Annotated in this window: 14 protein-coding genes; 5 read left to right on the top strand and 9 right to left on the bottom strand. The window is 37.3% G+C overall.

Features of this window, described 5'->3' with window-relative positions; translation table 11 throughout:
* Positions 1-2: 2 nt before the first annotated feature.
* The 5 genes from CXF89_RS17280 to CXF89_RS17300 form a co-directional block, all read right to left on the bottom strand.
* Positions 3-683 carry a site-specific integrase gene (locus CXF89_RS17280; protein WP_024590219.1) on the bottom strand — a complete coding sequence of 227 codons (681 nt, stop codon included), beginning with the start codon at positions 681-683 and terminating at the stop codon, positions 3-5.
* Between the two features lie 99 nt (positions 684-782).
* On the bottom strand, positions 783-1133 hold the full coding sequence (locus CXF89_RS17285) for a DUF2750 domain-containing protein (protein ID WP_007579911.1): 351 nt from the start codon (positions 1131-1133) through the stop codon (positions 783-785).
* A gap of 17 nt (positions 1134-1150) precedes the next feature.
* Positions 1151-1729: a glutathione S-transferase family protein gene (locus tag CXF89_RS17290; protein WP_007579913.1), complete on the bottom strand. Its 579-nt coding sequence runs from the start codon at positions 1727-1729 to the stop codon at positions 1151-1153.
* A gap of 64 nt (positions 1730-1793) precedes the next feature.
* The gene (locus CXF89_RS17295; protein WP_002958009.1) at positions 1794-2075 is read right to left on the bottom strand and encodes a peptidylprolyl isomerase; all 282 of its coding nucleotides are present in this window, start codon (positions 2073-2075) and stop codon (positions 1794-1796) included.
* Between the two features lie 86 nt (positions 2076-2161).
* Positions 2162-2737 (bottom strand): glutathione peroxidase, encoded by a 576-nt coding sequence (locus CXF89_RS17300; protein WP_024609133.1) that lies wholly within the window; start codon positions 2735-2737, stop codon positions 2162-2164.
* An 81-nt stretch (positions 2738-2818) separates the two neighbouring features.
* On the opposite strand from CXF89_RS17300, the gene CXF89_RS17305 reads away from it, so the two are divergent.
* The 3 genes from CXF89_RS17305 to CXF89_RS17315 all read left to right on the top strand — a co-directional run bounded on the left by CXF89_RS17305 (position 2819) and on the right by CXF89_RS17315 (position 6602).
* Positions 2819-3307, top strand: a complete 489-nt coding sequence (locus tag CXF89_RS17305) for a GNAT family N-acetyltransferase (RefSeq protein ID WP_121955306.1) — start codon at positions 2819-2821, stop codon at positions 3305-3307.
* 119 nt (positions 3308-3426) lie between these two features.
* Entirely contained in the window at positions 3427-5421 is a 1995-nt protein-coding gene (locus tag CXF89_RS17310; RefSeq protein WP_121955307.1) for a hybrid sensor histidine kinase/response regulator, read from the top strand.
* Between the two features lie 53 nt (positions 5422-5474).
* Positions 5475-6602 carry a response regulator gene (locus CXF89_RS17315; protein WP_121955308.1) on the top strand — a complete coding sequence of 376 codons (1128 nt, stop codon included), beginning with the start codon at positions 5475-5477 and terminating at the stop codon, positions 6600-6602.
* A 46-nt stretch (positions 6603-6648) separates the two neighbouring features.
* Here the strand turns inward: CXF89_RS17315 and queG are convergent, their stop codons facing one another.
* The 4 genes from queG to CXF89_RS17335 all read right to left on the bottom strand — a co-directional run bounded on the left by queG (position 6649) and on the right by CXF89_RS17335 (position 10682).
* Entirely contained in the window at positions 6649-7782 is a 1134-nt protein-coding gene (gene queG / locus CXF89_RS17320) for a tRNA epoxyqueuosine(34) reductase QueG (protein WP_121955309.1), read from the bottom strand.
* A gap of 66 nt (positions 7783-7848) precedes the next feature.
* Entirely contained in the window at positions 7849-9069 is a 1221-nt protein-coding gene (locus CXF89_RS17325; protein WP_121955310.1) for a methyl-accepting chemotaxis protein, read from the bottom strand.
* A 45-nt stretch (positions 9070-9114) separates the two neighbouring features.
* Complete coding sequence (locus tag CXF89_RS17330; protein WP_121955311.1) at positions 9115-9819, bottom strand: glycerophosphodiester phosphodiesterase; 705 nt, start codon at positions 9817-9819, stop codon at positions 9115-9117.
* Positions 9816-10682: a DMT family transporter gene (locus tag CXF89_RS17335; RefSeq protein WP_121955312.1), complete on the bottom strand. Its 867-nt coding sequence runs from the start codon at positions 10680-10682 to the stop codon at positions 9816-9818. Before CXF89_RS17335 ends, CXF89_RS17330 begins: the two co-directional genes overlap by 4 nt.
* Positions 10683-11006: 324 nt before the next feature.
* Here CXF89_RS17335 and CXF89_RS17345 point away from each other — a divergent pair, with 324 nt between their 5' ends.
* Entirely contained in the window at positions 11007-12110 is a 1104-nt protein-coding gene (locus CXF89_RS17345) for a sensor histidine kinase (RefSeq protein ID WP_121955313.1), read from the top strand.
* The gene (locus CXF89_RS17350) at positions 12107-12721 is read left to right on the top strand and encodes a response regulator transcription factor (RefSeq protein ID WP_121955314.1); all 615 of its coding nucleotides are present in this window, start codon (positions 12107-12109) and stop codon (positions 12719-12721) included. Before CXF89_RS17345 ends, CXF89_RS17350 begins: the two co-directional genes overlap by 4 nt.
* The last annotated feature ends 40 nt before the right edge of the window (positions 12722-12761 follow it).

Consider the following 12761-nt stretch of genomic DNA (forward strand, 5'->3'; position numbering starts at 1 on the left):
TGTCAGTGGCTTTCGCGCGTTATAAAACGCTGCCAATGCAGGTGTGAGTTAATAATACGTATTTGTTGGACAACGGTATTTAATAAGTGGGTATCGCTAAACACATCGTGTGGATACTCGTTAAAACCCATCAAGTAATTAAAGGCGTCTTTAGAGTTAGCTTGTAGGGCGTATATACGCACTTGTTGCTCAAAGTTAAGACGAAGACTGCTTATTGCTGTTTTCATACCGAGTTGATCTACGTTTGGTATATCACATTTTTGCAGATAACCGGCTCGCTCACCTTCGCCTGAAAACCAAATGCGGACTTTTTCACTGTACCTGCCAGTTTTAGCCGGTAAGTCGAACATTAATCGGTGTTGGTTTTGCGATTTGATGAACGTTATATATTCATTAAATCCAGCATTTATAAGTGCTTGATGTACAGGAACTAAGCGAGGTTTTATTTTACCGTGGGTATGAAAATTAAAGCATAAGACGTTTTTTTCAAGGGACAGATCATCAAGCGTTAAATAACCAATCTCATCGCTATAAGCACCACTATAATATGCAATTAAAGGGAGCCAAAAATGCCAGTGTTTTGGTTGCTCTCGTGCAACTTTAAAATCACCGTATATATATCCATTATAAAGAGTGTGCAGTTCCATGGCTGAAAAGGGCCGGCGACCAAGATGGGTTTTCAACGTAATACCTTGAAAATAATGATGTGTTTTATTTTATACCCAACTAGCAGTAGATGCTAGTCGGGTTTTATCCGCTTTTAGAGTAAAGCGTATAAAGTATTATTCACTCAATGCGCGAGCTAAACCTGTAGGTTCAATTTCTGCACATACTTGGTCGTCATTCCAATTGATACCAACAAGTGCGTTATCTTCATTTAAGTCTTCAACCCATGCATCTAAAAATTCATCAAGGTTGATTTCTACTGGGCTGTAATCTTTCCACTCTTCTTTACACTGTGCTTTAGCTGCTGCTTCACTTTCCCAAAGCAGTAGTACGTCAGTTTCGTCAAATTGGTTAGAATCGCACACTACAAAGCCATTATCTTCTGCACCAAGTGCCCAAATTACTTCGCTAACACGTACTTTTTCTACGAAGTTAACTAGTTGTGATTCAATTTCGATATCGCTCATGTGTTTACCCTTTTAAATTAGTGACGAGGATTGGTGTCTATTGCTGCTTGGCGCTCGTCATATTGCTTATGAAAAGCAACAAGCGCTGAATGCTGACTAAAGTCAGCTAATTCGCGAAAGCAAATCCAATCAAGCAGGCAGTATAAACTGATGTTGAGGTATTCACAGCTTTTAAATTCTTCATCGCTTAAATGGGTATTTAAAAAGCTTAATGTTTGTTCAATACGTTCGTTTTGCAGATTAAAAAATAATTTATCGCTTTTGGTGTCAAATCCAGAACGTTTACATAACACCATTTCTACTAACGAATCGTTACAAGCATTTATAGTCGTAAGTAAGTGCTCTTGAGGCCACGTTAGTTTTGGCTGACCTGTTTTTTCAAGTAAATAACGCAATATAGAATTAGAGTCACTAAGAGTTAAGTCGCCATCTACCAGTATTGGGATTTTTCGAGCTGGATTTTTACTGGCCATAGTAGGGCGATCTTGCTCAGAGAATATATCGAGACTTACAAGCTCTAGTTTGCAGCTGTTTTGTTGTGCCCAAATTCTAATGCGGCGCACGTAAGGTGAAGGTACAGAACCAATTAATTGCATAATTACTCCATAAAAAAGCCGCATAAGCGGCTTTTATCAAATGTTACTTACAGTACAGTTAAATTTATTCTGAACGGCTAGTAACTTCAAGTAAATGATAACCAAATTGAGTTTGCACAGGGCCTTGTACTTGATTAATTGGCGCAGAAAACACAACTTTATCAAACTCTGGAACCATCATACCAGGGCCAAACTCACCAAGAGCACCGCCATCCTGACCTGAAGGACAATTAGAATGTGCTTTTGCTAGTTCAGCAAAGTCTTCGCCTTGCTCAATTTTTGTTTTTAAGTCTAAGCATTGTGCTTCACTGTCTACAAGTATATGTCGTGCGCTTGCTACTGTCATAAAATCTCCCGAGTATAGTGTGGTGTTTTTTTAACCGAATTGAAATATCATTCTAGTTAGTTTCAACTAATTGTACCAGTATAAACTTATTTATCAGAAAACGCAGTTTCAATTGCAGTAATCATTTGCTCTGAATTAGGTGCCACTTTGCTGTTAAACCGTAAAACTGTTTTACGATCAGCAGACACTAAGTATTTATAAAAGTTCCAATTTGGAGAGCTAGTTTGCTCATTCAAATATTTAAAAATTGGATTTGCTTCGCTACCACGAACTTTGCTGGTGGCAAACATGGGAAAAGTTACACCATAATTTACAAAGCATACTTTCGCTGTTTCTTTTTCATTGTCTTCTTCTTGAAAAAAGTCATCAGAGGGGAACCCTAATACGACTAAACCTTGCTCTTTGTATTGTTGATATAGCGCTTCAAGGCCTTTAAATTGATATGTAAAACCACAATTACTTGCCGTGTTTACTATTAACAAAGGTTTATTTTTAAATTGGCACAAGTTAATAGATTCTTTTGAGCGAAGCTTTCGTATATCTACATTGGTAAAATCTTGGCAGTCCTGTGTAGAGGTTTTATTTATGGTTGATGGTGTTTGAGCTTGAAGGGGAGCATTAATAAGTAAAGCCGTTAAACCTATTATAATTATTTTAAGCATTACATTACCTAAACTTTACGATTGTTTGATTGGATAATCATACGCTAATATGGAACAAATTGATCAACCCTCTAATGACCTATGACAATCCGTTTAGCAACTATTAATGATCTTAATGAAATTGTAGCCATTTACAACGAAACTATTGCAGGGCGAATGGTAACTGCAGATACGCAAGAAGTGAGCGTTGACGAAAAGCGTGACTGGTTTAATAGCCACAACGATAAAAGGCCTATTTACGTTTACTGCGAAAATAATCAAGTACTTGCTTGGGTAAGTTATAAATCGTTTTATGGGCGCCCAGCTTACGACGGCACAGTAGAAATGAGCATTTACATTACCAGTAAAGCGCAAGGTAAAGGGCTTGGTAAAAAACTAATGATATTTGCTCAAACACAAGCTAAGAAATTAAATATTAAAGTATTACTCGGCTTTATTTTTAGTCATAACTTACCGAGTGTTAAATTGTTTAAGCATTTTGATTTTGCAATATGGGGTGAGTTGCCAAGCGTTGCCATAATGGATGATAAGGCGTATAGCCTTACTATTTTTGGAAAACATCTGGAATAAATTATTTTTCATAATGTTGTAATATTTTTTTACAAAATAAGACGAAGGGTTTATGCCAATTAAATAAAAATAGTCTACGCTATTAACATATTAAGTTTATTAATTTGAAGTGTAGCTTGATGATTCGAAAAATATTAATTGTTGATAGTAGCAGTGTCATCGCAATGCGTGTGAAAGTGCTTTTAGAATTAATAGGATGTGAAGTCGAATTAATTCATTTCAGCATGTTAGACATGTATACCAATATAGGCGACTACGACTTAGTTGTTGTTGCCCATGGTGTGCCTGTTGATTCTATAAAACCGCTTGTTAGCCAAGTAGCGCAAGAGCGTTTTATGCTGCTTGCTCCAAAAGCACAAAGTGGTGAGCAACTAACTGCGTTTAGTGAGCTAAATCATGTTGCGCCTGACGCAACCGTGATCTACCCGTTTTTTTCTAATAAAGAAATTACTTCTCTTTTAGAGAGCCTACTAGAATTAGGCTCTAATCATATTTTGCAGTTACCCACTATTTTACTCGTCGATCATGTTCCTGAGCGCCTCGAAAAAATGAAAAACAGCTTGATCGGTGCTCATATCGAGACCCATACAGCAACCACCTCTGCAGAAGCTTTAGAAATTACGAAAGAAAAGCAAATCGATATACTAATAAGTGATTTTGTTTTAGATGACGGAACCGGTTTAGAAATTTTTTCAAACTTAAAAATAATGCAACCACATTGCCGTTGCTTATTATTTACCTCACGTCCCGATCAAGTTTCAATGATTGAAGCTATTCGTCAAGGTGTAGAAGACGTACTTATTAAGCCATTGAACGACAGCTCATTATTACAATCAATACATAAACTGTGGCAAACAGAGCTATTAAAACGCCATAACGCAGAACTTGTCGAAAGGCTACAAGATACAGTTGATGCCCTGATTGAAAAAGACAGCCTACTTCAGGTTATTTATAAGCATACGCCCGATGCAATTATGTTGTTTGAGAAATGCGGTAGAGTGATAGAAGCTAATGATGCTTGTTTAAAACTATTTAACTTACCGTTTAACGAACTAGAAGGTAAATCAGTATTTAGCTTTTTAGATGATGATTCAACATTAGGTATTAAAAATAAAATATCGACATTAAATAGTAATCGCCAATTTAGTTGCGACTTACGTTTATCTAAAACAGCTGGGGGCTATATACCGCTAGTGGGATCTTTTAATGAGATAGATCATCACGGAGAAATAGCACTTGCCGTAATATTTAAAAATGTAACCCACCTTAAGCAAAAAGAAGATTTACTACTTGAAGCAAAAGATATCCTTGAAGAGCAAGTAAGAGCGCGTACTTCACAGCTTGAACATGCAAAAAATATTGCTGAAGCTGCAAATTTAAGTAAATCAGAATTTTTAGCAAATATGTCGCATGAACTTCGCACACCAATGCATTCGATTTTAAGTTTTTCACGTTTTGGTTTAAGCAAATTAGAAACTGGAGATTTTGCAAAAGAGAAACTAATTAAATACCTATCGCGAATAGAGAGTAGTGGTGAGCGTTTACTGTCGTTACTAAATAATTTACTCGACCTATCTAAGCTAGATGTGGGTAAGTTTCCATTTAATCCTCGTCCATATAATTTAGCGAACATTATAAAAACAAGTATTGATGATGTATCTGGTACGGCAATGGAAAAAGAAATTGAGGTTGTATTCACCGCGCAGCCGCTACCTGTAATTTCGCAGTGTGATGAAGAGCAAATAAACCAGTTACTTCGAAACGTATTAGGTAATGCACTCAAATTTAGTGAACCAAAAAGTAAAATACAGATAAATTTAGAGTCAGATAGTCGATTTGCTACCATAGAGGTTACCGCTAGTGGGGTCGGTATACCAGAAGATGAGCTGGAACATATTTTTACTAAGTTTGTACAAAGCAGCAAAACAAATAGCGGTGCCGGTGGTACCGGATTGGGCCTTGCATTGTGTAGAGAGTTTGTGTCTTTACATCAAGGTGAGATCACTGCACGTAACAACGAAAATGGTGGTGCAACTATATCTATACAGGTGCCATTAGAAATAAATCTAGATGATCATTTGGCTGAAGATCAATTAATACAACACAGTAATTAATTGTTTTTTGGCAAGCCAAGTAACTTTTTGAGAATTTGAATGGATGATAAATTATGGCCTTAACTAAAATACTTGCCGTTGATGACGAACCCTTTAACCTTGAAATTATTGAGGAAATTTTAGAGGATCTTGATTTTGAATTACAAGTAGCAACGAATGGTCCTGAGTGTTTAAACATGGTTGAGGGCTATATGCCTCAGGTTATATTGCTCGACGTAAGTATGCCGCAAATGAACGGCTATGAAGTATGTAAGGCACTTAAAGCAAACCCAAATACAGCACACATTATTGTTATGTTTGTGTCTGCTCGTGGCACAGTTGAAGAGCGCATGGAAGGCTACTCGGTTGGTGCAGAAGACTATATTGTAAAACCCTTTGGCCATGATGAACTTAAGTCAAAGCTTAAAAATTTAAACCAAGTACTTGTTGAAAAACAAAGCCTTGAAAAGCAAGTTGAAGATGCTACATCAACTGCATTTAATGCCATGGCTAACAGCAGTGAAATGGGGCAAATAGTTAACTACGTTGAAAACATAGGCTTTATTAACGACCCTCAAGAGCTAGGTAAAGCGCTTATAGATTGCCTACAATCTTTTGATTTGCAAAGTAATGTTGAGTTTAGAGAGAACGATGAAATTAGTCACTTTGCATTAAGTGGCGTGTGTTCACCTATTGTGGTGGAGCTATTTGAAATGCTTAAAAACAAAGGGCGTTTACATGAATTTTCGCATCGAATTTTAGTTAACTATGAATTGATTAGCTTACTTATTTTAAATATGCCTGATCACGATCCAGATAAGCACGGGCGTATACGCGACCACGTATGTTTTATTGTCAGTGTTACCGAGCAGCAGCTACGCGCCATCATGACTAAGAAAATGCTTGAATCACAACAAGCAAAACTTAATGCCGTAGCAAGTACAGTTCACAGTAAGTTTCATGGCTTAATTAGCTTATTGAATGACAACCGTCAAAACAACGAAAAAGTGTTTAAACAGTTACAAGAAGAGCTCGAAGAACGTATCCCATCAATGGGATTAGATGAAGATCAGGAGGTGTTTATTTATAAAAAAGTAGATGAAACTATCCAAAACTCAGTGGCCAGAGAGGAGTCTGTTAAAAAGGTAAAAGCAGCTTTTGCTGAAATTGAGCAAGACCTGTCATTGCTTTTAAAGAGCTAAATATAATTAATTAAATAATGTTACTTTAAGGCTTACTCCAACTGCATTATGCATCTCTGGGTAAGCCTTTTTCTACGATTCTGATTAACCTAGCCGTTTTACGAATTTGTAATCGTTGTTTATCGTTTTGTTGAGCAAGCGCCCATTCAATATGTTCTAAAACAAGCTCGCTGGATATTTGGCTTTTATCTTGTAAAGCATGAATAATAGCCGGGCTAAACTCTGCATTACCTAAACCGACCGCTATATTACGTAACCAACGTTCGTGACCTATGCGGCGAATAGGGCTGCCTTCGGTATTTTTTAAAAATGTAGGCTCATCCCAAGCAAATAGCTCAAGTAAATCTTTATTTTTTAATTGAGTACGGGGATGAAAGTCATTTTCATCCGTTATTTGTCCATAACGATTCCAAGGGCATACCAACTGGCAATCATCACAACCATAGATACGGTTGCCTAATAAAGTTCGGTATTGTTCGGGTATGGGGCCTTGGTGTTCTATCGTTAAGTACGATATGCATTTACGTGCATCAACAACGTAAGGCTCTACAATTGCACCTGTTGGGCAAAGAGTAATACAAGCAACACATTTTCCGCAGCCTTCAAACGTGTTCTCTGCATCTATTGGTAGGGGTAAATCAATAAATAGCTCGCCTAAAAAAAACCATGATCCTGCTTCTTGATTAATTAATAACGAATGCTTACCGCGCCACCCTAAACCGGCTTTTTCGGCAAGTTGACGCTCAAGTACCGGGGCTGAATCTACAAAGGGCCTAAAGCCATATTCGCCAATTTCTTGCTCTATTTTTTGGCCAAGTTTTTTTAAACGATTACGCATTAATTTATGGTAATCACGACCCAGTGCATAACGACTTATGTATGCTTTTTCTTTATTTTTTAAGGTTTTTGCAAAGCCAGCATCGGGAGGGAGATAATTCATTTTTACGGATATAACACGCTGTGTACCAGGTACTAATTCAGCAGGGCGAGCGCGTTTCATGCCGTGAGCAGCCATATAATCCATCGAGCCGTGGTAGCCAGCATCAAGCCAGCGTTGCAATTGGGCTTCGTGCTTAGATAGGTCAATATCAGTAATACCTACTTCGCTAAAACCAAGCTCTTGCCCCCAGGTTTTTATTTGTAGGGCTAATTTTTCATAGTCTGGGGTAGGGTTGCTCACACACTTCACACACTTAAATTAATAGCTGCGTAATTTACCATATTTCTCTGAGCCCGAAAACGCTTCTTAGCGCACGAAGCGCTTTAACTGTTGTTGGGTCTGTAAGCTTAACTGTTGAGATTGCTCGCTATCGGCTAATGCCGTATCTATTTGCTGTTTAGCTTGCTCACCTAGCGCTACAATTTGTTCTACCGATTGGTGAGTATCGGTTTGAGTATCTTCAAGCATATGCACCGCGTTAGCTATTTGTTGTAACTGTTGTTGGTTGTGCTCAAATTCACTCAGCATTTTAGTAAAACCATCACAAGTGGCATTAATTGAGCTTTGTGCGTTATTGGAGTGGGTCATTAATTGCTCTGATTCTTTATTCGTCTCGTTTACTAAATCATTCATTTGAGTAATAAAGTCGCTTATTTGCCTAGTTGCGCCACTCACTTTTATTGAAAGCGTACGTACTTCGTCTGCAACAACGGCAAACCCTCTACCAGCATCACCGGCTCTAGCTGCTTCTATTGCGGCATTAAGGGCTAATAAGTTAGTTTGATCAGAAAACTCTTCAACCATTTTTAAAATACTACGAATGTTTTCACTGTTCTCTTTCAGTCCCGCAATTGTATTTGAAAAGCTACCTAGCATATTAGTAATAAGTTTAACCTGCTTTACTAAAGCAGCGAGCTCTGATGCAGATAGTTTTACAAAGTTAAGGTGTTCATTATTAACGTTATGCACGCTATCTGTATTATTTACTATGTTTTGTAAGCTTTGGGTTATTTGCATACTGGCATTAATAATACTGTGGCTTAACTGTATTTGTTGCTCGCTTGATTGCTCAGTATTTTTCATCGATTCAGTGACTTGTATATTACTGTGTGCACTAGCTTGAGCACTGTTATATGTTGTGCTGAGTAACTCACTTAAATGGGCAGTAAATATATTATATTGTGTACTTAAATCTTTAAATTCGTCATACGAAAAGTGAGGAAGTTTTGCTGCTAAATCTGCATCTTGCTGATTTATTTTTATTAAAGTATCGCGCATAGCAGTAACAGGGCGAACAATTAAAAAACGCATATAAAAAAGAGTAAATATAAAACCAGATATAATAACAAGCGTAAGCAGCCAAAATAGCCCTGTACTTTGCTGTTGTTCGCTTAAGCTCTGATGCAGCCAAAATAACGTAATTGCTTGGAACAATAATACAAAACTTAAATTACCGACTATTTTACGCGTTAACGTAAAAAAGAATGTTTGCTCTATATAGTTATAAATTTTCATAAAACTACTCATTATGCTTAAGCCCTACGATTCTTATTTTGGTTAGGGAGGTGTAAATTAGCTTTTTTGTAACGATAACAAGTAAGCTTTGGTTCGCGCTGGGTAATTTGTAAAAATTCCGTCTATGCCGTACTCAATCATTAGCGCTATATCTTGTTCTCTATCGACCGTATAAGCATAAATCTTTAAGCCTCTTTTTTTTGCATCATCGGCAAAAGCCTTATTTATAAAGGTTTTATCTGCATGTACGCTATAAGCGTTTAAATCACTTGCAAACTTTGCATAGTTAATTGGAATAGAAGAAGTAAGAGCGCCTATTTTAAGCCATGGTAGCTTGCTTTTAAGCCACTGTAGTTGATGATGATCAAACGATGATACTAAAATATTCGCTTTCGATATTTTGTTAGCTTCAATGTTTCTCTCAAGTTGAGCCACAAACCTCTCCAGTTCAAAAGTATGCTTAAGCTCAATATTCAATAAAGATTTATTATTATTCCAATCAAACAACTGCTGAAGAGTGGGAATTTTTTCGCCATTTCCAGCATCAAGTTTAGAAAGTTCATGTGCAGTAAAGTTACTCACCCTACCTTTACCGCTGGTGGTTCTATCGAGCCATGAGTCGTGTATTACCATGTAATCATCTAAGGAACTTTGAATATCTACTTCAATACCATCGACACCTACTTTTAACGCTTCTAAAATAGCGCTTTCGGTGTTTTCAGGAAAATTCCCACTGGCACCACGGTGTGCAAATACTTTCATTTTCGAGCCTTTTTAGTGATTGACCACGTTTCAAAACAAGCGGCACTAACAATAAGTGCTCCACCAACTAACGTCATAACAGTAGGACGTTCATGAATTACTACTATAGCCAGTATGGTGCCATAAAGTGGTTGCAAGCAAGAAATTAACCCCGCAGTTGCCGCTGATAAATGCTTTAAACTTGCTGCAAATAATGAGTGAGGTGTAGCCGTAAAAATAATACCCGCTATAGCAATTAAAATCAGGTCGTGATCACTAACCTCATACACAGGCACTTCAATAAATGCGCACAACATAATACTTGCCACTAAGGTTTGATAAAACATCGTTTGCGGCCCGCCATATTGGCTAAAGTAGCGCTTATGAGTAATGTTTCTGATTGAAAAAAACAATGCCGATATTACACCTGTCATTATACCCAGGGTTACATCGTCGCCTAAGTTTGCATTTGGGACTAATAGGTAAATACCTAAAACAACTACCACCGCACTTATTATATCTTTTGCTTTTGGCCTGCTTTTATTAAATAAGGGCTCTAAAAACACTGTCATTACGGGGTAGCTAAAAAACGCCAGCATCCCAATTGTTATACCGGCCATTTGCATACCAGCAAAATAGGTTACCCAGTGAATACCCACCGCAACCCCTAAAAATAATGCAATAAGGTAGTCTTTAGGCTTGTTTAGTTTAATTTGTTTTTTTTGAAAATACAGCATAGCTAAAATAGCCATTCCTGCAATTGCAGTTCTATAAACGGTAATATCTAAAGCATTTAAACCAATAAGCTTGGCAAATAGAGCGGTTCCGCCAAAAAGTAAAACGGCTATGTGTAAGTAAATCAGGCTTTGCTGTTGTGGTTGCATTAAAACGCTATCTCCTTTTTTTAATATCTTATCATTGAGGTTACTTTTACAAGATGAAATTTTCCCAATATGACAAAAGTCATTAAAGTTAATGACACTTCACACTCTTATTATTTTATTACACAGGCATAGTTAATGTACTCAACTGGAGGTTGCTATGAATACTTTAATTTTAATAAGCCTGTCTATTAGTGAATTTGTTGATGGGCTGGGCTTTACAGTTTCAATAAATGATTGCTTTATACTCATGAGCATTTTTATGTTATTTATATTTATTAATAAAAACAGTGCTATAAATAAAAAGAATAAGTCAGAGGCTCCAATATGGACACATTAAGTACAGCTAAAAAAACGTCAGGGAAAAAGTTTTGGGATTATGCACCGCTAATTTTCACCGGTTTTTATTTACTGCCCACCATTTTTAATGTTTCTAACTTAAGCGCAAATAACATTGTTATGACGTTCGCATTTTACATTGTTTTTATACTGCTTTACGTCAAGGCGATGGACTGCGAAAACTCTAATGTTACCAAGTTATTTGTAGTGATGTTATTGGTGTGCTTTAGTGCCACATTTTATACGTCAGGCACTTCAACGTTATTTGGATTTATTGCTTATATAGCGGGGTCATCATACAGCTACAAGCAGCGGATTTTTGCAGCACTAGCGGTTATTGTAAGTGTTATAGGGGCTGCATATGCTGCTGATGTACATAACGTTAAGTACTTTTTTGCCGGATCTTTAATATTATGTGGGGCTTTATTTGCCTTTGGTATAGCAGGTCAAAAAGAGCGTTTACACAAAAAGCGCGAACAAGAAAGCGCTAACCAATTAGAGCAATTAGCAGCAATTGCTGAGCGAGAACGAATAGCTCGCGACTTGCACGATATTTTAGGCCACTCACTGTCATCTATTGCTCTAAAGGCTGAGCTTGCTAATAAATTAAACCAAGGAGAGCGCTACGCTCAAGCCAACAACGAAATAGCGCAAGTGGCAGATCTTGCAAGACAGTTACTTAGCGATGTAAGAAACGCAGTAAGTGATTTAAAACAGCTCAATCTAGTCAGTCAAATAGCACAGCTAGAGCAAAGGTTAATAGAGCAAGGCTTTAGCGTAAAGGTTAATGCAAATTTAAGTACTTTACCCGCTAAGGTTGAAGGGTTCGCTGGGTTAATAATTAAAGAGGCTGTGACTAATTTATTACGCCATAGCAGCACAAAGAATTGCGCAATAAATATAGATCAAACAGTGCAGCTGCTTCTCATTACAGTGATTGATTACGCGCCATGCAATACATTAAAAGCAGGTAATGGTCTAAATGGCATTACAGAGCGAGCAGAGCAATTAAAGGGCAGTGCTAAGTTTACGTGTGGTGATACTTTTACTTTAAATGTAATGCTACCAATCACAGATAAGGATTTACAATGATTAAAGTTTATTTAGTGGAAGATCAAGCGCTTGTTCGCGACGCAATCGCAGCACTATTAAGTCTCGATTTTAATATTGAGATTATTGGGCAAGCAAGTAATGGGCAAGATGCACTTAATGCAATTGAGGCGCTTGATAGTGATTTACATCCCGATATAATTTTAACCGATATAGAAATGCCAACCATGAATGGTATAGAGCTGAGTGAAAAAATAGCCGCTAAGTTCCCCGCTATAAAAATGGTTATTATGACCACATTTTCTCGTGCGGGTTATATTAGGCGAGCGCTTACGGCAGGTGTTAAAGGTTTTATTTTAAAAGAAGCACCCAGTGAAGAGCTAATAAATGCGCTTAAAAAAGTAATGCAGGGGCAAAAAGTGATAGACCCAGAGCTTGCTATTAATGCATTGGACGACGCAGATCCACTTACCGATAAAGAACGCAAAGCACTTAAACTTGCAAGCGACGGCCTTAAAACAAGCGACATAGCCAAGCAGTTATTTATAAGCGAAGGTACTACACGTAATTATTTATCAGACGCTATTGCTAAGCTAAACGCCACTAACCGTATAGATGCTGCGCGTATAGCTAAACAAAAAGGATGGCTTTAAATAGTGGGTTTATAAATTATAAGCAAAGTATTACTATGTT

Origin of the sequence: Pseudoalteromonas sp. MelDa3 (assembly GCF_002863625.1) — a bacterium.
Taxonomy (GTDB): domain Bacteria; phylum Pseudomonadota; class Gammaproteobacteria; order Enterobacterales; family Alteromonadaceae; genus Pseudoalteromonas; species Pseudoalteromonas arctica.

Bases quoted from the DNA above. Each gene is read 5' to 3' on its own strand.
- CXF89_RS17285 (WP_007579911.1), bottom strand. From the start codon at position 1,133: ATGAGCGATATCGAAATTGAATCACAACTAGTTAACTTCGTAGAAAAA.
- CXF89_RS17290 (WP_007579913.1), bottom strand. From the start codon at position 1,729: ATGCAATTAATTGGTTCTGTACCTTCACCTTACGTGCGCCGCATTAGA.
- CXF89_RS17295 (WP_002958009.1), bottom strand. From the start codon at position 2,075: ATGACAGTAGCAAGCGCACGACATATACTTGTAGACAGTGAAGCACAA.
- CXF89_RS17300 (WP_024609133.1), bottom strand. From the start codon at position 2,737: ATGCTTAAAATAATTATAATAGGTTTAACGGCTTTACTTATTAATGCT.
- CXF89_RS17305 (WP_121955306.1), top strand. From the start codon at position 2,819: ATGACAATCCGTTTAGCAACTATTAATGATCTTAATGAAATTGTAGCC.
- CXF89_RS17310 (WP_121955307.1), top strand. From the start codon at position 3,427: ATGATTCGAAAAATATTAATTGTTGATAGTAGCAGTGTCATCGCAATG.
- CXF89_RS17315 (WP_121955308.1), top strand. From the start codon at position 5,475: ATGGCCTTAACTAAAATACTTGCCGTTGATGACGAACCCTTTAACCTT.
- CXF89_RS17325 (WP_121955310.1), bottom strand. From the start codon at position 9,069: ATGAGTAGTTTTATGAAAATTTATAACTATATAGAGCAAACATTCTTT.
- CXF89_RS17330 (WP_121955311.1), bottom strand. From the start codon at position 9,819: ATGAAAGTATTTGCACACCGTGGTGCCAGTGGGAATTTTCCTGAAAAC.
- CXF89_RS17335 (WP_121955312.1), bottom strand. From the start codon at position 10,682: ATGCAACCACAACAGCAAAGCCTGATTTACTTACACATAGCCGTTTTA.
- CXF89_RS17345 (WP_121955313.1), top strand. From the start codon at position 11,007: ATGGACACATTAAGTACAGCTAAAAAAACGTCAGGGAAAAAGTTTTGG.
- CXF89_RS17350 (WP_121955314.1), top strand. From the start codon at position 12,107: ATGATTAAAGTTTATTTAGTGGAAGATCAAGCGCTTGTTCGCGACGCA.